Source organism: Pseudonocardia sp. TRM90224 (assembly GCF_021245725.1).
In the GTDB taxonomy this organism is placed as follows: Bacteria; Actinomycetota; Actinomycetes; order Mycobacteriales; family Pseudonocardiaceae; genus Pseudonocardia.
On record NZ_JAJGSX010000006.1, the window covers coordinates 439,068 to 461,378 of the forward strand.

The 22,311-nt window shown below is 71.2% G+C and carries 22 protein-coding genes; 15 read left to right on the forward strand and 7 right to left on the reverse strand.

From position 1 onward, the window contains the following. Positions 1-33 precede the first annotated feature (33 nt). A complete protein-coding gene (locus LL648_RS12590) occupies positions 34-186 on the reverse strand; it encodes a hypothetical protein (RefSeq protein WP_232662681.1) in 153 nt (50 codons plus the stop codon). 291 nt (positions 187-477) lie between these two features. Between LL648_RS12590 and LL648_RS12595 the strand changes: the two genes are divergently transcribed. From LL648_RS12595 to LL648_RS12610, 4 genes are all read left to right on the forward strand, one after another. After that, on the forward strand, positions 478-672 hold the full coding sequence (locus tag LL648_RS12595) for a hypothetical protein (RefSeq protein ID WP_232662682.1): 195 nt from the start codon (positions 478-480) through the stop codon (positions 670-672). Further along, positions 669-1,064, forward strand: coding sequence for a MerR (locus LL648_RS12600; RefSeq protein ID WP_232662683.1), 396 nt, complete (start codon positions 669-671; stop codon positions 1,062-1,064). The genes LL648_RS12595 and LL648_RS12600 overlap by 4 nt, the downstream gene beginning before the upstream one ends. A 98-nt stretch (positions 1,065-1,162) precedes the next feature. After that, a complete protein-coding gene (locus tag LL648_RS12605) occupies positions 1,163-1,918 on the forward strand; it encodes an esterase family protein (protein ID WP_232662684.1) in 756 nt (251 codons plus the stop codon). Continuing rightward, positions 1,915-3,162 (forward strand): ATP-grasp domain-containing protein, encoded by a 1,248-nt coding sequence (locus LL648_RS12610; RefSeq protein ID WP_232662685.1) that lies wholly within the window; start codon positions 1,915-1,917, stop codon positions 3,160-3,162. Before LL648_RS12605 ends, LL648_RS12610 begins: the two co-directional genes overlap by 4 nt. A gap of 79 nt (positions 3,163-3,241) precedes the next feature. Here the strand turns inward: LL648_RS12610 and LL648_RS12615 are convergent, their stop codons facing one another. From LL648_RS12615 to LL648_RS12635, 5 genes are all read right to left on the reverse strand, one after another. Next, a complete protein-coding gene (locus LL648_RS12615) occupies positions 3,242-3,979 on the reverse strand; it encodes a MurR/RpiR family transcriptional regulator (protein WP_232662686.1) in 738 nt (245 codons plus the stop codon). Positions 3,980-4,045: 66 nt separating this feature from the next. Next, the gene (locus tag LL648_RS12620; protein ID WP_308190311.1) at positions 4,046-5,197 is read right to left on the reverse strand and encodes an amidohydrolase family protein; all 1,152 of its coding nucleotides are present in this window, start codon (positions 5,195-5,197) and stop codon (positions 4,046-4,048) included. Between the two features lie 171 nt (positions 5,198-5,368). Next, on the reverse strand, positions 5,369-5,887 hold the full coding sequence (locus tag LL648_RS12625; protein WP_232662687.1) for a pyridoxamine 5'-phosphate oxidase family protein: 519 nt from the start codon (positions 5,885-5,887) through the stop codon (positions 5,369-5,371). Positions 5,888-5,919: 32 nt separating this feature from the next. Continuing rightward, a complete protein-coding gene (locus LL648_RS12630; RefSeq protein WP_232662688.1) occupies positions 5,920-7,140 on the reverse strand; it encodes an ATP-grasp domain-containing protein in 1,221 nt (406 codons plus the stop codon). Further along, positions 7,137-8,366, reverse strand: coding sequence for a hypothetical protein (locus tag LL648_RS12635; protein ID WP_232662689.1), 1,230 nt, complete (start codon positions 8,364-8,366; stop codon positions 7,137-7,139). Before LL648_RS12635 ends, LL648_RS12630 begins: the two co-directional genes overlap by 4 nt. Before the next feature lie 25 nt (positions 8,367-8,391). Between LL648_RS12635 and LL648_RS12640 the strand changes: the two genes are divergently transcribed. From LL648_RS12640 to LL648_RS12655, 4 genes are all read left to right on the forward strand, one after another. After that, on the forward strand, positions 8,392-9,615 hold the full coding sequence (locus LL648_RS12640) for an ATP-grasp domain-containing protein (protein WP_232662690.1): 1,224 nt from the start codon (positions 8,392-8,394) through the stop codon (positions 9,613-9,615). Beyond that, positions 9,612-10,532 (forward strand): hypothetical protein, encoded by a 921-nt coding sequence (locus tag LL648_RS12645; protein WP_232662691.1) that lies wholly within the window; start codon positions 9,612-9,614, stop codon positions 10,530-10,532. Before LL648_RS12640 ends, LL648_RS12645 begins: the two co-directional genes overlap by 4 nt. Next, positions 10,529-11,677, forward strand: coding sequence for an alpha/beta hydrolase-fold protein (locus LL648_RS12650; protein WP_232662692.1), 1,149 nt, complete (start codon positions 10,529-10,531; stop codon positions 11,675-11,677). Before LL648_RS12645 ends, LL648_RS12650 begins: the two co-directional genes overlap by 4 nt. A gap of 188 nt (positions 11,678-11,865) precedes the next feature. After that, positions 11,866-12,483: a LysE family translocator gene (locus LL648_RS12655; RefSeq protein ID WP_232662693.1), complete on the forward strand. Its 618-nt coding sequence runs from the start codon at positions 11,866-11,868 to the stop codon at positions 12,481-12,483. Positions 12,484-12,611: 128 nt separating this feature from the next. On the opposite strand, the gene LL648_RS12660 is transcribed toward LL648_RS12655, so the two are convergent. Then, positions 12,612-14,108: a glutamate--cysteine ligase gene (locus LL648_RS12660; RefSeq protein WP_232662694.1), complete on the reverse strand. Its 1,497-nt coding sequence runs from the start codon at positions 14,106-14,108 to the stop codon at positions 12,612-12,614. A gap of 150 nt (positions 14,109-14,258) precedes the next feature. Here LL648_RS12660 and LL648_RS12665 point away from each other — a divergent pair, with 150 nt between their 5' ends. The 7 genes from LL648_RS12665 to LL648_RS12695 all read left to right on the forward strand — a co-directional run bounded on the left by LL648_RS12665 (position 14,259) and on the right by LL648_RS12695 (position 22,030). Then, the gene (locus LL648_RS12665; protein ID WP_232662695.1) at positions 14,259-15,044 is read left to right on the forward strand and encodes a DeoR/GlpR family DNA-binding transcription regulator; all 786 of its coding nucleotides are present in this window, start codon (positions 14,259-14,261) and stop codon (positions 15,042-15,044) included. Beyond that, the gene (locus tag LL648_RS12670) at positions 15,041-16,507 is read left to right on the forward strand and encodes a rhamnulokinase (RefSeq protein WP_232662696.1); all 1,467 of its coding nucleotides are present in this window, start codon (positions 15,041-15,043) and stop codon (positions 16,505-16,507) included. Before LL648_RS12665 ends, LL648_RS12670 begins: the two co-directional genes overlap by 4 nt. Continuing rightward, positions 16,507-17,535, forward strand: a complete 1,029-nt coding sequence (locus LL648_RS12675; RefSeq protein WP_232662697.1) for an autoinducer 2 ABC transporter substrate-binding protein — start codon at positions 16,507-16,509, stop codon at positions 17,533-17,535. The genes LL648_RS12670 and LL648_RS12675 overlap by 1 nt, the downstream gene beginning before the upstream one ends. After that, positions 17,535-19,049 (forward strand): sugar ABC transporter ATP-binding protein, encoded by a 1,515-nt coding sequence (locus tag LL648_RS12680; RefSeq protein ID WP_232662698.1) that lies wholly within the window; start codon positions 17,535-17,537, stop codon positions 19,047-19,049. Before LL648_RS12675 ends, LL648_RS12680 begins: the two co-directional genes overlap by 1 nt. 124 nt (positions 19,050-19,173) lie before the next feature. Further along, positions 19,174-20,199, forward strand: coding sequence for an ABC transporter permease (locus LL648_RS12685; RefSeq protein WP_232662699.1), 1,026 nt, complete (start codon positions 19,174-19,176; stop codon positions 20,197-20,199). Then, positions 20,196-21,254, forward strand: coding sequence for an ABC transporter permease (locus LL648_RS12690; RefSeq protein WP_232662700.1), 1,059 nt, complete (start codon positions 20,196-20,198; stop codon positions 21,252-21,254). The genes LL648_RS12685 and LL648_RS12690 overlap by 4 nt, the downstream gene beginning before the upstream one ends. Then, positions 21,251-22,030, forward strand: a complete 780-nt coding sequence (locus tag LL648_RS12695; RefSeq protein ID WP_232662701.1) for a class II aldolase/adducin family protein — start codon at positions 21,251-21,253, stop codon at positions 22,028-22,030. Before LL648_RS12690 ends, LL648_RS12695 begins: the two co-directional genes overlap by 4 nt. Positions 22,031-22,311: the final 281 nt, after the last annotated feature.

The following is a 22,311-nucleotide window of genomic DNA, read 5'->3' on the forward strand; positions in this document are numbered from 1 at the left end:
CTCGGGTGCGGCGCGCCGGCCGGGCCGCTCGGGCTATACGAGCGAGGTGAAGAACCGCACGATCGACTCCGCGGCGTTGCGCAGGAACGCGATGATGTTCTGCAGGGAGTTCGCTGCGGCGTCGGGCTGCGCGACGATGAAGAAGATCAGCAACGCGATGAGGACGAGCCCAACGATCTTCTTCATCCTGGCGTCGACCACCGTTCTGGCGTGTTGGAGTCGGTCGCGTCAGGGTATCGCCCAACCGGGGGAACCGGCCACACAGCCGTCGACAACGACGTTATGGCCGTTTTCGGGGCCTCGGAACAGCCAAAACGCGTTATCGACAAATCGGACGCATGGCCGGAACGCCCAGCCGTGGCGTCTAGTCGATTTGACGCTTGCACGTCCAGTGCGCTAGACAGTAGCGTGGTCAAGCGAAGGATGAAGGCTGCACAGGCGCTTCAGCTCGTCCGGCGAACGGCTCGGGAGCATCAGATGGCCGTCGTCGAGCTGCCTGGCCGCGGGAAGGGCTCCCATCGCATCTACTCCGTGCAGAGTTCCGAAGGGATCGAGGTCTCGCGCTTCGGCCTCACGGATCATCCGCGGGAGCTCACGTGGACGGTGCTGCGCGGAGTCGAGACTGCGCTTGCGCCATGGTTCGGCGACAAATGGATGGAGGCTGACCGATGAGCAAGCGCCCCACGTACGGCGTCACCGTCGGCCGGGAGGACGGGCTGTGGACTGCTGAGGTCGACGGGCTGCCGCCGAACTTCGCGGCGGCGACCGACGTCGAGCACTTCGCCGATCTGGATCGTGAGGTCCGCGATCTGATCGCCGGTCTCATGGAGACCGAACCGGACGAGTTCGACCTCGTGTGGCACTACATCCAGGGCGACCAGGACTACACGAGCCGGCTGGAGCAGTTTCGGATGTGGGAGGACCGCCTGCGCGTGGATGTCGAGCATCACGAAGCGGCGCGGAAAGCAGCGATCGAGGCGATGCGGGCAGCTGGCTTGTCGCTGCGAGATATCGCTGACGTCGTCCAGATCTCCTACCAGCGGGTCCATCAGATCGCCGGCTGACCACCGCTGCCCGGCGAGTGAAGGCATCGCCGCGGTTTCTCGACGTGGACGGCCTCGATCGGGTTAGGCTGGCCGCCGCCGGATCTTACGGAGGTGTGATGAGGCAACGCTCCGCCGACCTCTGGTCGCAGGCACTCGGCGGCAGCGGGTCCGTCATCGCGTACGGGCACTGGGGACGGCCGGTGTTGATGTTCCCGGCAGAGGCGGGGCGGGCGGGCGATGCGGCGTCCAACGGCATGGTGGGGGCGGTCGCCGATCTGATCGATTCCGGCCAGGTGAAGCTCTACTGCATCGACAGCTACGACGCGCAGTCGTGGTCGCACAAGGGGCTCCCGCTCGAGGAGCGGGCGCGCAGGCACGACGCGTACGAGTCGTGGATCCTCGACCACGTCGTGCCCTGGATCCACGACGACTGCGGCGGCCCGACGGGCATCGTCACCACCGGCTGCAGCATGGGCGCGTTCCACGCCGCCAACCTCACCCTCAAGCGCGGCGACCTGTTCCCGCGCGCGCTGTGCCTCTCCGGCAACTACGACCCCAGCTCGTGGCACGGGTGGGGCGAGCGCGGCGACGCCTTGTACTTCAACAACCCGCTCGACTACGTCGGGAACCTGCACGGCGACCACCTCGACTGGCTGCGCGCGCAGGTGCGGCTCACGCTGGTCTGCGGGCAGGGGCAGTGGGAGGACACCACGGGCGCGCTGAACAGCACGAAGGCGCTCGCCGGGCGGCTGTCGGAGAAGGGCGTGCCGCACGAGCTGGACCTCTGGGGCCACGACGTCGCGCACGACTGGCCGTGGTGGCGCCGCCAGATCGCACACCACCTTCCGCGGATCATCGGAGGCGACGCATGAACAAGCACCTCGTCGGCCTGTTGCTCGGCACCGAAGAGGACTGGCCCGCCGCGTTCGAGACGCTCGCGCGGCGCGTCGGCCCGGTGTCGGACTCGGCGGGCGAGGAGCATTCCTTCGACGTCGAGCGGATCACCATCGAGCCCTTCGACCTGCGCGCGAAGCCGCGGTACGACCTCGTCATCGACCGGCTCGCGTACTGGTACTACGTGCCGAGGGAGTGGCTGAAGAAGGTCGCGCTCATGGACGACGTGTACCTCCTGAACAGCCCGTTCACGTTCCAGTCGATGGAGAAGCACGCCGCGTACTGCGCGATGATGCGGCTCGGGCTGAAGGTGCCCGACACCGTGCTCGTCCCTTACAAGAACCCGCCGGACCACACCAAGTGGGCGTACACGGCGGCGCGCTACAACAAGTCGTTCGACCTCGACGCCATCGCCGAGCGCATGGGCTATCCGATGTTCATGAAGCCCTACGACGGCGGCGCGTGGGTGGGCGTCACCCGCATCGGCAACCAGGACGACCTGCACACGGCCTACGACCAGTCCGGGCAGCGGCTGATGCACCTGCAGAAGTCCGTCGAGGGCTACGACGTGTTCGCGCGGTCGCTCTCGATCGGCGCCGAGACGATGGTGATGAAGTTCCGCCCGGAACTGCCCATGCACGAGCGGTACGCCGTCGAGCACGGGTTCCTCTCCCCGGACACCGGCCACGAGGTCGTGACGATCTCCCGGCTGGTCAACGCGTTCTTCCGCTGGGAGTTCAACTCCTGCGAGACCCTCGTGCACGGCACCGACGTGCACCCGATCGACTACGCCAACGCCTGCCCGGACGTCTCCCTGACCTCGCTGCACTACTACTTCCCGTGGGCGATGGCCGCGCTGGTGCGTTGGACGGTGTTCTGCGCGGTGACGGGCCGGCGCCCGCGCCTCGACCTGGACATGGGCAACTACTTCGCCATCGCCGACCGCGACGACATGTCCTACGACGACAAGCTCGCCGCCTACCGGGTCCTCGCCGACTCCTACTTCGAGACCGACCGCTACTGGGACTTCGCCGCCAGCCGCCTCGGCCACCTCGACGAGGTGCTGCTGGAGTGGGTCGCGGGCCCCGACTTCGACAAGCTGCTCGTCGACACCGTCCACGCCACCTACCCGGCCGAGGAGCACGAGCGGTTCATCGCCCACTTCCGCGGCCTCGTCGGGCTGTGGGTGACCGACACGAAGGCGGCGCAGCCGGCGGGGTAGCCGACACGGTCGGGTGGGAGGGCAGGAAAGCCACTTTCAGGCCCTGTGGGGGCAGGAAAGTGGCTTTCCTGCCCTCCCCTCAGCCCCTCGCCGCCGGCGCGGCGAACCGTGCCGTGCGCGCGGCGGCGGCGTCGCCGAGCCGTTCCGCCACCCCGACGGCGAGGCTCTCCACCACCGCCATCACCGGCACGAGGCTGATGAACGCGCTGGGTGTCTCGATCCTGGCCGGGAGCACGACGTCGGCGAAATCGGCGATGGGGGAGAGGAACTGGTCGGTCACCAGCACCACGGGCGCTCCGGCCGCGTCGGCGGTGGTGGCGAGCTGGATCGTCGTCTCCTCGTAGCCGCGCACGTCGATCACGACGAAGACGTCGCGGCGACAGGCGTCGAGCGCGGCGCTGGCGCGGCACAGGCCGCCGTACCCGAGGCACGTGACGTCGCCGCGGACCACCTGGAGGCGGGTCGTGAGGTACTCGGCCAGCACCTGGCTGAACCGCCCGCCCGCGAGGCGGATCCGGCGCCGGCCGTCGGCGAGCAGGTCGACGGTGCGGCCGATCTCGTGCGCGGGAATGGCATCGGCCGTGTGCGTCGCGGAGGGGGCGACCGGCGTGCTCATTCGTTCCTGCACCTCGTGGATGAGCGCGCGCTGGAAGTCGGGGTAACCCGTGTACCCGAGCCTCGTGACGAACCGCAGGACCGTCGGTGTGCTCACTTCCGACCGTCGGGCCAGGTCAGCGGCCGATTCGAGGCCCGAAGCCGGATAGCCGCCCAGGAACGTCCTGGCCACCTTCCGTTCGCTGAGGGAGAGCTGCGCCATTCCGTCATGCACCCTTCGGCGCACGGTCGACCCACCGTCACCGGCCATGTCGAGAATCTACCCCATTCAGGTAATAGATCTGACCGGTGTGGCGGTCCCGTACACGCGCAATGCATTTCCGGAGCCGACCATGGTGGCGACGCGCGCTGCGTCCGCCTCTGCCCAATCCCCGCTCGCCACCCGCTCGACCAGGACGTCCCCGATCGCCTGCCGCCAGAGCGTCGCCCCGAGGTGGTGCAGCTCGGCGAGCCCGAACGCGTCCGACGAGTAGAGGATCTTGCCGAACGGCGCCAGCTCCATGCTCTCGGCCACCACCGTCCGCGCCGCGGCGCCGACGTGGGGCACCGCCAGCCCGACGTCGAGGTAGACGTGCGGATAGGCGTGCGCCAGGTAGGCGGCGTGGCGGTGGAACGGGTAGCAGTGCAGCAGGAGGAGCGGCACCCCGGTCGGCTCGACGGCCTCGACGAGCGGCGTGAGCCGCAGCGGATCGGCTCGGTCGAGCCGCAGGTCGGGATCGCCGAAGCCGGTGTGCACCTGCAACGGCAGCCCACGATCCATCCCCGCCCAGATCACGTGCCGCAGCAGCACCGGGTCGGCCAGGCGCGGCGCAGCGCCTGCATCGACAGTGCGCAGCCAGCTCGCTGCTGCCGCCCTGACCTCGGCCGGCGCCGGTCGGGCCGGGTCGACGTCGAGCCCGTACCGGTAGGCGACAACGGTCTTGAGGCCCACGGCTGCAGCGCTCCGCTCGGCGAGCCGCTCGGCGTAGCGCTCGGCGAACTCGTCCGCCCCGACCCCCGCTGCCGCGAGCTCCTCGGCGACGGACTCCAGCCGCACGACCTCGCTCGCCGCACTCCCGCTCGCCTCGGCCATCTCGGCGGGGGAGAGCAGCTCGTCGCCGCGGTACCCGGTCTCGACGAGGAACCGCGCGACGCCCGCCGCGTGCAGGAACCGCCGGTTCACCTCGGCGGCGCCCAGCGCGGTGCGCCGCTCGACGTACACCTGCGGCGGCGCGTGCGGTTCGAGGTCCAGCACCGGCGCGCACCACCGCCGCAGGGCGAACCCCAGCGGCGAGTCGAACGCGCTCGTCCCGGGCGGCGCCGGCCGGTCCGACTCGCTGAGCAGCGCGGCGAAGCTCTCGAACGTCAGGTCGCCGCGCAGCGCCCCGTGCACGTGGTGGTCGACGAGCGGCAGCGCCGCGATCATCTCGCGCAAGCTCACGGACCACTCCCAGGGGACGCATACGTTGCCGGGAAAGCCACTTTCCCAGCACCAGAGGCCGGGAAAGTGGCTTTCCAGGCGCGCTCTCGTGAGTTGCGGGTGGTGACGGCTGTCGCGACAGCCCTCAGCACCCGCAAGTCGGCCAGCCCCACGATCCGGACGTCGACCTTCTCAAGCCAGCCAACGACCCCCGGTCATGATCTCCGCCCCGGGCCGCTCCGGGAAGGACCGCCACGCCAGAACACGCCGCGGCGTGAGCCGCAGGTAGAGGTAGCCCGGTAGCTGCCGCGGATCGGAGGCCACCAGCGCGAAGGCGTCCGCCGTCGGTGGGTCGATCTCCTCGGGCGCGATGATGTCGACCGACCCGTCGACGAGTACGACGTCGAAGTGGTGCCCGACGGCAGCTCTGGCCACCGGCCTGCTGCGCAGGTTCCGCACTGTGGCGCTGCGCTCCGCGGTCCCCATCGTCATGCGCTCGCCGTCCCAGACGAACGACATCGGGATGAGGTGCGGCGTCCCGTCGGCCGCCGCGGTGCTCAGCCAGAGCTGCGACTCCTTCGCCAGCAGCTCGAGGGTGTCGGCCGTGCGCTGGGCGGTGTCGCGACCCGCGTCCGTCATGGTGCCCGTCCCGTCCGGCCCGACCGTCGGGCCCCACCACCAACGACGAACAGCTGTGGGCCGGATCGACACGAACCCCCACCTGGCCCGACCGCCCGGCCGTCCTACCCCGCGTGCAGGTGCAGCTCCCCGGCGAACCGCTCGGTCATCTCGATCACCCGTTGCAGCTCCGGGTGCCGCACGACGATCATCCCGTCGGCGACGACGGTCGCGCGCCAGTCGCGGCGCTGCGCCCCCACCGGCAGCAGGTCGACGAGGGCGACGTGCGCCCCGAACTCGGCGAGCAGCGGGTCGAGGCCCTCGACGCCGGTGATCCGCCCGGCTCCCTTGGCCCGCTTGAACACGCTGCCCGCGTTGTAGCGCCGTTCCAGCGGGTGGCTCATGCCGCCGTGCACGACCGCCTCGGCCCACCCGACGTACAGGTCGCCGTCGGTGGCGAAGTTCATCAGGTCGACGACCCGCGCGCCGGGTGGTCGGGCCCCGATCTCGCCGAACACCGCCTCGCCGTTCGCCGTGCGGTACCACTCCATGTGCGTGAACCCCGAGCGGAAGCCCAGCGCCGCCAGCACCTCCGCGCCCATCCGCCGGCCGTCGGCGAGATCGGGCACCGAGACGTCCCGCAGCGCGATCGACACGGGGCTGATCCACTCGTGCATGCGCATCTGCAGTGGCCGCGGCCGGTACCAGAGAATGTTCTCGTGCAGGATCCGCCCGTCGGCGCAGACGGTGTCGTAGGTGAACTCCTCGCCGTCGACGAACTCCTCGACGCTCACCTCCGGCACGTGCCGCAGCATCGGCAGCACCTCGGCCAGCTGCTCGGTGGAGTCGACGCGGTAGGTGTCGGCGGAGCCGGCCCCGGCCACCGGCTTCACGATGATCGGGAAGCCGATGCGTTCCGCCGCCTCCCACACCCCGGCGACCGTCTGCGTGCTGACGTGGCGCGGTGTGCGGATCCCCGCGGCGTCGAGCACCTGCTTCATGCGTTCCTTGTCGCGGAACGGCACCGTCTGCTCGACGGTCATCCCCGGCAGCCCGAACGTCTCCCTGATCCGCGCCGCCAGGATCATGTACGGCTCCCACAGGCACTCGACCTGCTCGATCCGGGCGTGCCGGGCCAGCCCGTGCAGCGCGCCGAGCACGGCGTCGTCGTCGGCCAGCGAGACGTGCTCGTAGTGCGCGAGGCCTTCGCGGGCGGCCGGCGGCAGCGCGTCCGGCGGCTGGTCGCCGACCCCGATCACCGTGGCCCCGACGCTCGCGAGCGCCCTGGTGAAGTACGCCATCTCCGCCGGGTAGCCCGGGGAGAGCATCACCACCGTCCGGCTCACTGAGCCTCCACCAGCTCGACCCGCAGCCCGTCGACGATCCGGTGCAGCGCCTCGCGCACCACCTCGGTGTCCGGGTCGCGGACGATCACGTAGCCCTCACCCTCGTACGACGTCGACGCCGGCTGGCCGGGCTCCGGCAGCTTCGCCTCGACGACGAGGTGGCCCAGCTCCTGCTGCAGCTTCTCCGCTCCGTGCACCGCCCGCACCCGGCCGCGGCCCTGCCCGCGCAGGTACGCCGTGCCGGCCGCGTACCGGCGCGGCGGCGGGTCGAAGCGGTCGAGGATCACCAGCTCGCACCACGTCCGGTAGAAGTCGACGTCGTGCACGTACCCGAGCATCGACGAGAGCTGTGCCCCCGGCGGCCGCGCGCCGACCTCGGACACCGCGACCGAGCCGTCCGGCCTGCGGAACCACTCCATGTGCGTCAACGCGTCGCGCACCCCGAGCGCGCGCAGCGCGGCCGGGCCGATCTGCTTGATCGCGTCGTAGCGGGAGTCGTCGATGTGCCGAGGGAGCAGCACCTGCCACTGGATCCACGGGTTGCGCAGCACCTCCAGCGGGGGCGGGAGGTAGTCGGAGATCGAGCCCCACACCGTGGTCCCGCCGACGGTGACGCTGTCGAACGTGTGCTCCTCGCCGACCAGGAACTCCTCCAGCAGCCCGGGGACGTCGGCGCGCGGCGGGATCGCGTCGAGCCATCCGCGCAGCATGCCGATGTCGTCGAGCCGGTAGGTCGCCTGCGCCCCCGCGCCCGCCGGCGGCTTCGCGACCATCGGGAAGCCGACCTGCTCGGCGAACGCGAGCGCCTCGCCGGGGTGCGTGACGAGCTGGTGCCGAGCGCACGGCACCCCCGCGGCGGTCAGCACCTCCTTCATCCGCGCCTTGTCGCGCACGTTGCGCGCGGTGCCGGCGTCCATGCCGGGGATGCCGAGACCCTCCCTGACCTGCCCGAGCGGCACCTGCAGCTGCTCCAGCGCGCCGACGAGCCGCTCGACCCGCCCGATCTGGCCGGACAGGCCCGTCACGGCCTCCGCGATCTGGCGCGGGTCGAGGGCGTCCTGCACGCGCCAGTGCGCGGCGAGGTGTTCCTTGAGCACCGGAGGCAGGTTCTCCGCGGGCTCGGTGGTGATCACTGCTAACCGCACGCCGGGCAGCTGAGCAGCCGTCGCGACGAAACGAACGGTTGCCGGGAGGAGGAACGGCGCGACGAAAGCGGCGACGACCATGGGTCAGGACGCTACCCTCGCCGACGTGAATGTGGTCTTCGTCGAGCCGGCTTTCCCGTCGAACCAGCGCCAGTTCGTCCGTGCGCTCGCCGAGATCGGGGCCACGGTGATCGGCGTCGGCGAGCGCCACGTCGACGAGCTGGACGACCAGCTCAGAGGCTGGATGAGCCACTACCACCAGGTGCCGACGGTCATCGACGTCGGCGTCATGACCGACACCGTGCGCTGGATCCAGGACAAGGTCTGGGTCGACCGGCTGGAGTCGACGATCGAGGCGCACACGATGGCCGCCGCGCAGGTGCGCGAGGCCTGCACGATCCCCGGCACGTCGGTGCGCACGGCGTGGCTCTGCCGCGACAAGCCGTCGATGAAGGACGCGCTGCGGGCGGCCGGGGTGCCGACGGCGGCGTCGATGGCCGCCGAGTCCGCGGCGGAGGTGCACGCCTTCGCCGAGTCGGTCGGCTACCCGCTGATCCTCAAGCCGCGCTCCGGCGCCGGCGCGCTCGACACCACCCGTGTCGACAGCGCGGCCGAGCTCGACGCCGCGCTTGGCAAGTTCGGCGCCCAGAGTGCCTCGTCGATCGCCGTCGAGGAGTTCGTCGAGGGCCACGAGGGCTTCTACGACACCCTCTCGATCAACGGGCACGCCGAGCTGGACTTCGTCTCGCACTACTTCCCGAACGTGCTGGAGGCGATGCGCAACCGCTGGATCTCGCCGCAGTTCGTCGCGACCAACCGGGTCGACTCGGTCGAGGACTACCAGCAGCTGCGCGAGATGGGTGCCAGGGTCAACGAGGCGCTCGGCATCGGCACCAGCGCGACGCACATGGAGTGGTTCTTCGGGCCGAAGGGCCTGCGGTTCTCCGAGATCGGCTGCCGCCCACCCGGCGTCGGCGCCTGGGACCTGTACTCCGCGGGCAACGACCTCGACATCTACCGCGAGTGGGCCAGCGCCGTCGTCAACGAGCGGATCACCACGCGCCCGTCGCGCCGCTTCGCCACCGGCATCATCGCGCTGCGGCCCGAGCGCGACGGGCAGATCAGCGGCTACTCCGGCGTCGACGACGTCCAGTCGCGCATGGGGGAGTGGGTGCTCGACGCGCACCTGCCATCGCCCGGCACCCCGACGCAGCAGGTCGAGGCCGGTTACATGGCCAACGCCTACGTGCGCATGCGCCACCCCGACTACGACGTGCTGCGCGGCATGCTCGACGACGTGGGCCGCAGCGTCCACGTGCACGCTTCATGACCCGGATCGTCGTCCTCGGCCCGCAGCGCCGCCCCACGCTCGACACCGTCGTCGCGTCGCTCGGGAGCTCCATCGACTCCGGGGGTCCGATCGCGACCGTGACCGCCGGCTGGCAGGAACGCGAGCCCGACGACGTCGAGCTCGACGGGCTGCTCGGCGGCCGCAGCGCCAACCTGCGGCTGCACGCGCGCTGGCTGGACGCCCTCGACCGGGACCCGGAGTACGCCGCCGCGGAGCTGGCGCACCGCAGCGAGCTCGACGACCTGCAGGAGCTCTACCTGCTGCAGCTCGACGGCGCGCTGCAGGCGCTGGCGGAGATCGCCCGGCACGGCGGCCCCGCCCGCACCAGGGCGATCGCGCACTCCGACGCGGAGACGGTGGTGCGGCTCGTCGACGAGCGGCACCTCGCGCGGGTGCAGGAGCTGTCGGCCGATTTCGCCGAGACGTGGCGGCCGGGCGAGCGCGCGGCCGTCGCGGAGCACCGGGACGCCGTGCGGCACGTGCTGGGCAAGGTGTCGGCGCTGGTCGTCGCGGGCGGGCACGTCGGGGTGCTGCTGCACGTGCTGCGGCTGTTCGACGTTGCGGCGCAAGTGCCGGGGACGGTCGTGGCGTGGTCGGCGGGGGCGATGGCGCTGACCGACCGCGTGCTGCTCTTCCACGACAAGGCGCCGCACGGCCCGGCCCATCCCGAGTTCGCCGACACCGGGCTGCGGCTGCTGCCGGGCTGCGTGCTGCTCCCGCACGCACGCCGGCGGCTGCGCACCGACGACCCGCACCGGCTCGCCGTGCTCGCGAGCCGGGCGGCGCCGGCGCCGTGCGTGGTGCTCGACGACGGTGTGCGGATCGACGTGCTGACCGGCGGCGGCCTCCCGGAGGGCACGAAGGTGATCGGCTCGGACGGACGGATCACCGCATGAGCGCAGCACGCAAGCTCGCGATCAACCGGCTGCGGGCGGGCCAGCTCGACAACGGTGCCGTCGACCGGTTCCTCGAACGGCACGAGGTGCCGATCGTCGAGGGTGCCAAGTGCACGTTCCTCCACCGTGGAGACGCGGACGAGGTGCACCTCGTCCAGCGCATCGTCGGCCTGCCGGAACGGATCCCGCTGCGGCGGCTGCACGGCACCGACCTGTGGTACCTCGTGCTGGAGCTGCCGACGGGCTCGCGGATCAACTACCAGCTGGAGGTCCGCCGCGGCGAGCACAGCGAGCGGATCAACGACCCGCTCAACCGGCACGTCTCCTACAGCCCCGTCGGAAGCTCGTCGGTGTGCTTCGCGCAGGGGTACACCACACCCGAGTGGACGATGCCCGACCCGGACGCGCGGCCGGGTGAGCTGGTCGACACCGTCGTGCCGAGCCGGGCCCTGCGCCGCGACGCGCGCGTGACGATGTACCTGCCGGCGCGGTTCCGGCGCACCCGGGCCTACCCGCTGCTGGTGGTGCACGACGGCGGCGACTTCCTGCAGTACGCCGCGGCGAAGGCGGTGCTCGACAACCTCATCCACCGGCTGGACGTCGCCGAGGTCGTCGTGGCGTTCCTGCACCCGCACGACCGGCTCGTCGAGTACGCCAACTCGGCCGCGCACGCGCGGTTCGTCACGTCCGAGCTGCTGGCGGCGCTGGAGGCGGAGTTCCCGCTGGCCGGCAACCGCTCGGGGCGCTGCCTGCTCGGCTCCAGCTTCGGCGCCGTCGCCTCGCTGGCGACGGCGTTCCGCTCGCCGGAGACGTACGGTGCGCTCGCGCTGATGTCGGGGTCGTTCGTGTTCACCGACATCCCCACCGACCACGGCGGCGGCCCCGTCTTCGACCCGGTGGTGAAGTTCGTGAACCGCTACCGCGAGCGTCCGCGCCGGGTCGCCGACCGGCTGCACGTCAGCTGCGGGGTGTACGAGCCGCTGATCACAGCGAACCGCTCGATGGTGCCGACGTTCGAGGCGGCCGGGATGACCGTCCGGTACGTCGAGACGCGCGACGGGCACAACTGGGAGAACTGGCGCGACACCCTCCGCGACACCTTGTCGTGGATCTACCCGGGCCCGCAGAAGCTGATCTACGAGTAGCCGAACTTCCCCACCGTTTTGCCAACCTGCACGCCGTCGGGGGTCTGCAGGTTGGCAAAACGGTGGGCAACTTCCCCACCGTTTTGGGTGGATGCGCGCCGAAAACGCGCGCAAGTGCCCAAAACGGTGGGGAAGTCGGGGCGGAATCCGGCTGACCCGGCGGCGTCGGGTGCGGCACGCTGCGGGACGTGGACTCGATTCTGACCTTCGTCGTCGCCGTCGTGCTGATCCTGCTCGTCCCCGGCCCCGCGATGGCGCTGCTCCTGCGCCGGGCCGCGCTGCACGGGATGCGCGGGGCGCTGCCGACGCTCGTCGGGCTCGAGGTGGGGCTGTACATCTGGGCGCTGCTGGCCGCGGCCGGGTTCGCGGCGCTGGTCGCCGTGTCGGAGGTGGCGTTCGTCGTGCTGCGGGTGGTGGGCGCGGCGGTGCTGCTGTACATGGGCGTCAAGGCGCTGCGGGCCGCGTGGAAGGGCGACGCCGTCGAGGTCGAGGTGGAGGTGTCGACGGCGAGCTGGTGGAAGGCGTTCGGCGAGGGCGCGGTCGTGCAGCTCGCCAACCCGAAGGCGGCGATCTTCATGGTCGCGTTCTACCCGCAGTTCGTGCCGGCCGACCGGCCGCTGTTCGCGACGACCGCCATGCTCGCGCTCGTCCAAGTGGCGATCGAGACGGTGCTGTGCCTGGCCCTCATCGCCGGTGTCGCGCGGGTGGGCGGCTGGTTCCGCCGCCCCACGATCCGCCGCCGGCTGGAGGCGGTCATGGGGACGGTCCTGGTCGCGCTCGGTCTCCGCGTGGCCGTCAGCCCCTGACCGTGTCGCCTTCATTGCGACGCAGAGTCACCTCGGGGGGAGGGCAGGAAAGCCACTTTCCTGCCCTGTGAGGGCCGGAAAGTGGCTTTCCTGCCCTCCCCGGCCGCGAGTTCGTGGAGCCGTGGTTGCTACGAGTAGCCGAACGGCGTCTGCGACTCCCACGTGTGCACGGGGGCGTTGGTGTGCATGTTCTCGACGTAGCGGGCGAGCATCTCGTGCAGTGCGGGGATGCGGTCCATGCCGCCCGAGTCCTCCAGCTCGTGCACGGTTGCGACCTGCCACGCCGCGCCGTTCGTCCCGGTGACGCAGCGCCGCTCGATGATCCCGAGCAGCCGGTCGCGCTCGGCGGGGTCGACGCCCCACGCGTCCAGCCCTTCGTACGCCATGGGCAGCAGCCTGCGCAGCACGAGCTCGCCGGCGGGCACGGGCCCGAGGGCCGGCCAGTAGACGGTGGCGTCGATGCCGTGCCGCGCGCCGACGTGGAAGTTCTCCTCGGCCGCCGAGAACGACATCTGCGTCCACACCGGCCGTTCCTGGTCGGCGAGCGTGCGCACCAGCCCGTAGTAGAAGGCGGCGTTCGCCATCGCGTCGACGACGGTCGGGCCCGCGGGCAGCACGCGGTTCTCCACCCGCAGGTGCGGGCGGCCGTCAACGACGGCGTAGATGGGCCGGTTCCAGCGGTAGATCGTGCCGTTGTGCAGCGCCAGCTCGTCCAGCTTCGGCACCTGGCCCGCGGCGAGCACCTCCAGCGGGTCGGCGTCCTCGCAGATCGGCAGCAGCGCGGGGAAGTAGCGGGCGTTCTCCTCGAAAAGATCGAACACCGAGGTGATCCACCGCTCGCCGAACCACACCCGCGGCCGCACCCCCTGCTCCTTCAGTTCCTGCGGCCGGGTGTCGGTGACCTGCTCGTACAGCGGGATGCGGGTCTCGCGCCAGAGCTCCATCCCGAAGAGGAACGGCGAGTTCGCGCCGAGCGCGAGCTGCACGCCCGCGATCGCCTGCGCGGCGTTCCAGAAGTTCGCGAACCGGTCGGGGCTCACCTGCAGGTGCAGCTGGACGCTCGTGCAGGCGGCTTCCGGGGTGATCGAGTCGATGTAGGTGGTGAGCTGCTCGACGCCGCTGATCGACAGGTGCATGTCCTCGCCGCGGGCGGCGAAGATCTGGTCGTTGAGCAGCGCGAACCGCGGGCTCGCGCTGAGCGCGTCGAGGCTGACGTGGCGCGGCATGAGCGTCGGCAGCATGCCCGTCATCACCAGCCGCCCGCCCTCGGTGCGGGCCTTCTGGTCGGCGGAGTTGAGGCTCGACCGCACGGCGTCCTCGAAGTCGGCCAGCCCGCGCCCGCCGATCTCCTTGGGCGGCACGTTGATCTCGATGTTGAACTGGCCCATCTCGGTCTGGAACGCCGGGTCGGCCAGCCGGTCGAGCACCTGCGCGTTGACGTTGGCGGGCTCGCCGTCGTCGTCGACGAGGTTCAGCTCGATCTCCAGCCCGGTGAGCGGGCGCTCGAACTCGAACTGCGACTCGCGCAGCATCTGGGTCAGGGCGTCGAGGCTCTGCCGGATCCGGTCGCGGAACCGGCGCCGGTCCTCGCGGGTGAACACCATGTGCTCGACATCGCGGCCCAAGATCCACACTCCTCGACGTCGCCGGTCACCCGCGTCCCATCGTCGCTGCTGGCCCGGCACACGTCCAGGGGAGGCAGTTCCGAAACCAAACGACTTTCGCTTCATTTCGTTGTGTTGACGATCACGTGACGCCGTCAGTAATTTCCGGCAGTGCCCTTCGACGAGTTCGACCGCGAGCAGGCGATCCTGCTCGAGCTCGGCTCGTCGGGCCGGGTGACGGTCTCCGAGCTCGCCGAACGGTTCGGCGTCTCGACCGTGACCGTCCGCAAGGACCTCGACGCGCTGGAGCGCCGCACCCTCCTGCGCCGGATCCGCGGGGGCGCGGTGAGCGTCGGCGTCCCCGACGAGGGCGCGTTCCAGAACCGCCTGCACCACGCCGCTGCCGCGAAGCAGGCGATCGCGCGCGCCGCCGCGGGCATCGTCGGCAACGGCGACGTCGTCGCCCTCGACTCCTCCAGCACCTGCTTCTACCTGGCGCAGGAGCTCGTCGACCGGCGCAACCTGGTGGTCGTCACCAACGGCCTGCGCTCGGCGTCGTTGCTTATGGAGGAGTCGTCGGCGCTGGTGTTCCTGCCCGGCGGGGTGCTGCGCAGGGCCGCGGCGTCGGTGGTCGGCCCCATCGGGGACGTGCTGGCCGGCCGCGGGCGAATCGGCAAGGGCTTCTTCGGCGTCGCCGGGCTCTCGATCGAGCACGGCCTGATGGACGTCGCGCCGGAGGAGGCGCAGGCGAAAGCGCAGCTCGTCGGCGCGTGCAACGAGGTCTACGGCCTCTTCGACGCATCCAAGATCGGCCGCTTCGCGCTGCACCCGTTCGTCGCGACCGGCGGGATCGACGCGCTCTACACCGACGACGCGATCGACCCCGCCGTCGTCGCGGAATGGGGGCGCGCCGGGGTCCCGGTCCGCACCGTCGCCGTCCCGGAGGGAGCCAGTTGAGCACGCACAGCGCCACGCACCGGACGGTGGTCGCGGTCGACCTCGGCGCCGAGAGCGGCCGCGTCACGACCGTCCGGTTCGACGGCGAGCGGATGCACCTCGACGTCGTGCACCGCTTCACGCACGAGCCCAGGACCGTCGACGGTGTGCTGCGCTGGGACCTCGACCGGATCTGGGGCGGCGTCCGCACCGGACTCGACATGGTCGACGGCCCGGTGGCGTCGGTCGGCGTCGACGCCTGGGGCGTCGACTTCGGGCTGCTCGGCGCCGACGGCACGCTGCTCGACGAGCCCACCTGCTACCGCGACCCGCGCCAGATCGAGGCGATGACCGCCGCGCTCCACGCCGTGCCGCGGGCCGAGCTGTACGGCGCGACCGGCGTGCAGATCATCCCGATCAACACGATCTTCGCGCTGTACGCCGACCAGCGCGAGCAGCCGCAGCGCCTCGTCGACGCCCGGACGCTACTGATGCTGCCCGACGTCATCCACCACCTGTTGGCCGGCAGCAGCACGACGGAGTTCACGGCGGCGTCGACGTCGGGCGCCTACGACATGGCCACCGGCAGCTGGGCCACGGGCCTGCTCGACCGGCTCGGCATCCCGACCCACTTCCTGCCCGAGGTCGTCGCGCCCGGGACGGACGTCGGCGAGGCCCACGACCTCGGCGGCGCGCGGGTGATCGTCCCGCCCGCGCACGACACCGCCAGCGCGTTCGTCGGCACGCCGGTGACCGAGCCGGGCGGGCTGATCCTGTCGTCGGGCACCTGGTCGTTGCTGGGCATCGAGACCCCGGCACCGGTGATCACCGAGGGCACCCAGCGCGCGAACCTCACCAACGAGGGCGGGTACGGCGGCACCATCCGGCTGCTGCGCAACGTCGTCGGGCTCTGGCTGCTGCAGGAGTGCCGGCGCCAGTGGGCGCGCGACGGGCACGACCTCGACTACGGCGAGATCGCCGAGCTGGCGGCGGCGGAGCCCGGGCTGGTCTCGGTGATCCCCGCCGAGCACGAGGACTTCCTCGCCCCCGGCGACATGCCGGCGCGGATCAGGGACTTCTGCGCGCGCACCGGCCAGCCCGTGCCGGAGTCGATCGGCGCGGTCGCGCGGTGCGTCGTCGACTCGCTGGCGTTGAGCTACCGCGGAGTCGCCGCGGACATCTCCGACGTCACCGGCACGGCGCTGACCTCGCTGAACATCGTCGGCGGCGGCTCGCGCCACCTCGGCCTCTCGCAGCTGGCCGCCGACGCGACCGGGCTGCCGGTGCGGTGCGGGCCGGTGGAGGCGACGGCGCTGGGCAATGCGGGGGTGCAGCTCGCGGCGCTGGGCGAGCTGGGCGGGCTCGACGAGATCCGGGCGGCGATCACGGCGTCCACCGAGCTGGTCGAGCTGGAACCACGGAACGGGCAGGACTGGGCGGGGGCAGCGTCGCTGCTCGCCGAGATCACACGAAGGAGACGATGATGCGGGCTCGACGGGTGACGGCCGCGTTGGCGACCTGCCTGGTGGCGGCGCTGGCGCTGTCGGCATGCACGACCAAGAACGACGAACCGGCCGCGGGCGGGAGCGGCGGTGCGCCCAAGGCGCGCACGGTCGCCTTCGTCCCCAAGCTGCAGGGCATCCCGTACTTCGAGGCGATGAACACCGGCGGGAAGAAGGCCGCGGCCGAGCTCGGGCTCAACTGGCTCTACCAGGGCCCGACGCAGGCCGACGCCGCCGCGCAGACCCAGATCGTGCGCTCCTACATCCAGCAGGGCGTCGACGTGCTGGTCGTCGCCCCGAACGACCCCAACTCGATGGCCCCGGTGCTGGCCGAGGCGGCCGGCAAGGGCATCAAGGTGATGACCTCCGACACCGACGCGCCGTCGTCGGTGCGTGAGGCGTTCGTCAACCAGGCCACCGCCGACGGCATCGGCAAGGGCCTCACCGACTCGCTGCTCACGGCGATGGGCGGCGCCGGCAAGTACGCGATCGTCTCCTGTGGCGAGACCGCCGAGAACCTCAACTCGTGGATCGCGGTGCAGAAGGCCTACACGGCCGAGAAGTACCCGGGCGCGCAGATCGTCGACATCGTCTACGCGGGTGAGGACCAGGCCAAGGCGACGCAGATGGCCACCGACCTCATGAACGCCCACCCCGACCTCACCGGGCTCGTCGGCGAGTGCACGTCGTCGGCGCCGGGTGTCGCGCAGGCGGTCAAGGACGCCGGCAAGATCGGCAAGGTCTTCACCGTCGGGCTCGGCACGCCGCAGTCGATGAAGGCCTACCTGGCCGACGGCTCGTCGTCGGCGTCGATCCTGTGGGACGTCGAGCAGCTCGGCTACCTCACGGCGTGGGCCGGCCTGCAGCTGGCCGACGGCAAGGCGTTCCAGGCCAGCAACAACGTCAACGCCCAGCTCCCCGCGGTGAAGTGGGACTCGGCCAGCAAGATGCTGCTGCTCGGCGACCCCTTGGTGATCTCCAAGGACAACGTGGACAAGTTCAACTACTGATGGCCGTCACCACATCGGCACCGCCCCGGCTCGTGATGCGCGGCATCAGCAAGCGGTACGGGGCGGTGCGGGCCATCGCGCAGGCCGAGCTGACGGTCGCGCCCGGCACCGTGCACGCCATCGTCGGCGAGAACGGGGCCGGGAAGTCCACCCTCATCAAGATCGTCTCGGGGGCGGTGGCAGCGGACACGGGCTCCGTCGAGTTCGACGGGCGCCCGGTCGAGATCCGCGACACCGCAGAGGCGATGGCGCTGGGCGTGGCGACCGTCTACCAGGAGCCGCAGCTGTTCGCCGAGCTCTCCGTCGCGGAGAACATCTTCCTGGGCCGGGAGCTCACGTCCGGCCCGCGGATCGACTGGGCGGCGCAGCACACCAAGGTGGTGGAGCTGCTGGAGCTGATCGGGCTGCCCGCTGCCGTCGCGACGCGGCCGGTGGGGGAGCTGTCGATCGCCGCACGGCAGCAGGTCTCGATCGCCAAGGCGCTCGCCGGTGACGCCACCGTGCTGATCCTCGACGAGCCGTCGGCGATCCTCACCGACACCGAGATCGACGTGCTGTTCGGCGTCGTGCGCCGGCTGACGGCGGCCGGGGTGGCGGTGCTCTACATCTCCCACCGGCTCGACGAGCTGTTCCGCATCGCCGACGAGGTCACCGTCATGCGCGACGGCGCGACCATCGGCACGTACCCGATCGGCGACCTCTCGGTGCGCCAGATCGCCGAGCTGATGGTCGGCGGGATCCTCGACGACGAGCACCACGTCCGTGAGCCGGCCACCGGCCCGCCGGTGCTCGAACTGGCCGGGCTCGCGCTCGACGGGGCGTTCCGCGACGTCGACCTCGCGGTGCGGGCCGGCGAGATCGTCGGGCTGTACGGGCTGGTCGGATCGGGTGTCGCGGAGATCGCGAGCACCGTCTACGGGATCCGGCCGGCCACCGGCGGCGAGATCAGGATCGACGGCGAGGCGGTGCGGCCGACGTCGCCGCGCCACGCCAAGCGGCTCGGCATCGCGCTGCTGCCGGCCGACCGCACCGAGCAGGGCATGTTCGGCTTCCAGTCGATCGCGTTCAACATCTCGGTCGGCAACCTCGACCTGCTCAGCCGCTTCACCGCGTGGGTGGACCGGCAGAAGGAACGGACGGTCGCCCGCGACCTCGTCGCGCGGCTGGCCGTCCGGACGCCCAGCGAGCGGCAGCCGGTGAACGCGCTCTCCGGCGGCAATGCGCAGAAGGTCGTGCTGGCCCGGCAGCTGGTCGACCGGCCGCGCGTGCTGGTGCTCGTCGAGCCCACCCAGGGCGTCGACGTCGGGGCCAAGGAGGAGATCCACAAGATCGTGACGGGACTCGCCGACGAGGGCACCGCCGTGCTCGTCGTGACCTCCGACCTCGCCGAGGCGCTGCGCATCTCCGACCGCCTGCACGTCGTGCGCGGCGGGACCACCACCGTCGAGTTCGGCCCGGGCGCGAGCCAGGTCGACGTGCTGGCCGCGGCGGCCGGGGCGGAGGGTGCGGCATGACCCGGCGCGCAGACACCCCCACCGGGGTGTGCCAGGAAAGCCACTTTCCTGGCACCTCAGGACAGGAAAGTGGCTTTCCTGGCACAACCGCGGCCCTGGCGGGCCGCCGGCTGGGGGTGGGGGTGTGACCGTTGTCGAGGAGCGGCCGCCGCCCGCCCGGGGGCGGGTGCTCGCCCCCGCCGTCTCGGGCCAGGAGCTCGTGCTCGTCGGCGTCATCGCCGTGCTGTGGGTGCTGCTCGCGTTCACGACCCCGGCGTTCCTGACCGCCGGCTCGATCCAGCCGCTGCTGGTGGAGGTGGCGCCGGTCGCCGTGATGGGCGTCGGCATGACGCTCGTGATCATCTCGGCGGGCATCGACGTCTCGGTCGGCGCGACGATGATGGTCTGCGGGGTGATCACGGCGAAGCTGCTGGTCGACGCCGACGTCCCGCTGCTGCTGGCGCTCGTCGTCGCGGTGGCCGTCGGGGCCGTGCTCGGTACCCTGAACGGCGTGCTGATCGCCTACGGGCGGGTGCACGCGATCATCATCACGTTCGGCACCGCAAACCTGTTCCTGTTCCTCGGGCTGCAGATCTTCGGCTCGCAGACCGTCAACGGGATCCCCGGGACGTTGGCGTTCTTCGGCCGCGGCGCGGAGGGCCGGTTCCTCGGGATCCCGCACAGCTTCCTGCTGACCGTCGCGATCGCGGCGGTGGCGTGGTGGTACCTGCGCCACTCCGTCGGCGGTCGCCACCTCTATGCGATCGGCGGCAACGCCGTGGCCGCCCGGCTGGCCGGGGTGCGGGTGCAGCGCAGGGTGCTGCTCGCGTACGTGATCACCGGCGCGCTCGTCGGGCTGGCCGCGGTGTTCACGGTGGCCAAGGGCACCTCGACGCTCGACCAGTCGATCGGCACCGGCCGCGAGCTCGCGGTGATCGCCGCGACCGTCATCGGCGGCACGTCCATCGTCGGCGGCCGCGGATCGGTGCTCGGGACGGTGCTGGGCGCGCTGCTCGTGCAGACCGTCAGCTCGGGCGTGACCCAGCTGAACTGGCCGAGCCAGCTCTCCGACCTGTTCGTCGGGATCTTCGTCATCGTCGCCGTCGGCGCCGACCTCATCAGGCAGCGCCCGTTCAACCGACGCCCGCTCAACCGACGGAGGGCTCGATGACCGCGCAGGAAACCGTGCAGACCCCGGTCCAGCGGGCCGTCCGGGCGGTGCTCACCCAGCGCACCGTCCTGCTGGTCGTGCTGATCCTCGTCGTCGTGGTCTGGATGTCGCTGCTCTCCGCGGGTGGCTTCCTCACCGCGCCGTACAACCCCGACTACATGTCGGCGGCGCTCGTCGACGCCGTGCCGCTCGCGATGCTCGCGCTCGCCGAGCTGATCGTGATCCTCTCCGGGCGCGGCGGCATCGACCTGTCGGTCGGCGCGATCGTCTCGCTCACCGGGATGGTCTTCGGCTTCGCCTACGGGCAGTGGGGTTGGCCGATGTGGCTGGCCGTCCCGTTGGCGCTCGTCGTCGGCGCGGCGCTCGGCGGGATCAACGGCCTGCTGGTGGCGCGGCTGCGCTTCCCCGCGCTGATCGCGACGCTGGCGACGTACTACGCGTACAAGTCGATCGCCATCGTGATCAACCAGCAGCAGCCGATCAGCACCGAACCCGTGCAGCAGCTCTACGCCGTGACCAGCAGCGTCGAGCTGCCGCTCATCGGGCGCAACATCCCCGACGTCCCGCTCGGCGTGATCACGTTCCTGCTGCCGGCCGTCGTGGTGGTCTGGCTGCTGCTGACCAGGACGACCTACGGGCGACGCCTGTTCGGGATCGGCACCAACGACGTCGCCGCGCAGTGGTCCGGCATCGATGTCGCGGCCACCAGGATGCGCGCCTACGTGCTCGCGGGGATGATCGCGGGGCTCGTCGCGGTGTACGTCACCGCGCAGTTCGCCTCCGCCCGTCCCGACGCTGGGACCAGCGGGAACGGGCTCGCGCTGCCGGCGATCACGATCGCGGTGCTCGGCGGGGTGGCGATCACGGGCGGGATAGGCAAGGTGTCGGGCGTCGTGCTCGCCGCGGTGCTGATCACGTGGCTGAACGCCGGGATCCTGCTCTACGTGCCCGGCAACGCCGGCACCCAGTTCCAGCTGTTCGCGTTGGGGATCATCCTGGTGTTCGCCGCGCTGCTCAACGCGATCACCACGCGGCGGTACGGAGGCACCAGATGACAGCGGTCGAGCACGCGCCGGAGCTGGTGGGGGAGGGGCTCGTCCGGTTGACCCGCGCGCTCGGCGAGCCGGCGCGCGACCTCGTCATCCTCGCCGAGGGCAACACCTCCGAGCTGCTCGACGACGGACGGATCGCGCTGAAGGCGTCCGGCTCGCGGATGCGCGACGCCACGGCCGAGGACTTCGTGATCGCCGAGGTGGAGCCGCTCACGAAGCTGCTCACCTCACCGACCTCGACGCAGGACGACCTCACCGCCGCCCTCGACGCCGGCGTCGTCGACGGGCGGCGCAGGCGCGGATCGATCGAGGCGCTGGTGCACGTCGCGGTGCAGGCGGTGGCGCCCGCGACGTTCGTCGGGCACACACACCCGACGGCCGTCGTCGGCTTGCTGGCGAGCGTGCACGCGGAGGAGGCGTTCACGCACGCCGCCTACTCCGACGAGGCCGTCGTGATCGGCACGCCGCTCTACGTCCCGTACGCGCAGCCGGGGATCGCGCTGGGCAAGCTGTTCCACGAGCGGCTGCGCGAGCACGTCGACCGCGTCGGCGAGCTGCCGGCCATGGTGATGCTGGCCAACCACGGGATCGTCGCCATCGCCCCCACCGCCGAGGGCATCGAGACACTCTCGGAGATGGCGGTCAAGGCGGCACAGGTGCGCACCCTCGCCTACGCCTGCGGCGGCCTGGCCCCGGTACCGGCGGAAAGCACAACGAGCTACACAGACCGACCGGACATCAAGGAACGCCGAGCCAACATCAACAGCGGCACGATGTAACCGCAACCTCCCCACCGTTTTGGGTGGATGCGCGCCCGCACGGCGCGCAAGTGCCCAAAACGGTGGGGAAGTTCGCGGTGTGGCAACGCAGCCACGACGGGCAGCACACACGCGTGCGGGACGCGCACAACGCCGCTCCACGCGGCGGCGGGCCACCCGCGAACCCAACTTCCCCACCGTTTTGCCAATCCACACACCCGAATCGGTCACGTCCCGCTGAGTGGTGGAGTTCGTGCTCGACACCGTGCGGGTCAGTGTGTGGTCATGATGCCGTGATGAGG

Coding starts and splice junctions, on each gene's coding strand:
- LL648_RS12590 (WP_232662681.1), bottom strand. CDS start 186: ATGAAGAAGATCGTTGGGCTCGTCCTCATCGCGTTGCTGATCTTCTTC.
- LL648_RS12595 (WP_232662682.1), top strand. CDS start 478: ATGGCCGTCGTCGAGCTGCCTGGCCGCGGGAAGGGCTCCCATCGCATC.
- LL648_RS12600 (WP_232662683.1), top strand. CDS start 669: ATGAGCAAGCGCCCCACGTACGGCGTCACCGTCGGCCGGGAGGACGGG.
- LL648_RS12605 (WP_232662684.1), top strand. CDS start 1,163: ATGAGGCAACGCTCCGCCGACCTCTGGTCGCAGGCACTCGGCGGCAGC.
- LL648_RS12610 (WP_232662685.1), top strand. CDS start 1,915: ATGAACAAGCACCTCGTCGGCCTGTTGCTCGGCACCGAAGAGGACTGG.
- LL648_RS12615 (WP_232662686.1), bottom strand. CDS start 3,979: ATGGCGCAGCTCTCCCTCAGCGAACGGAAGGTGGCCAGGACGTTCCTG.
- LL648_RS12635 (WP_232662689.1), bottom strand. CDS start 8,366: ATGGTCGTCGCCGCTTTCGTCGCGCCGTTCCTCCTCCCGGCAACCGTT.
- LL648_RS12645 (WP_232662691.1), top strand. CDS start 9,612: ATGACCCGGATCGTCGTCCTCGGCCCGCAGCGCCGCCCCACGCTCGAC.
- LL648_RS12650 (WP_232662692.1), top strand. CDS start 10,529: ATGAGCGCAGCACGCAAGCTCGCGATCAACCGGCTGCGGGCGGGCCAG.
- LL648_RS12675 (WP_232662697.1), top strand. CDS start 16,507: ATGCGGGCTCGACGGGTGACGGCCGCGTTGGCGACCTGCCTGGTGGCG.
- LL648_RS12680 (WP_232662698.1), top strand. CDS start 17,535: ATGGCCGTCACCACATCGGCACCGCCCCGGCTCGTGATGCGCGGCATC.
- LL648_RS12690 (WP_232662700.1), top strand. CDS start 20,196: ATGACCGCGCAGGAAACCGTGCAGACCCCGGTCCAGCGGGCCGTCCGG.
- LL648_RS12695 (WP_232662701.1), top strand. CDS start 21,251: ATGACAGCGGTCGAGCACGCGCCGGAGCTGGTGGGGGAGGGGCTCGTC.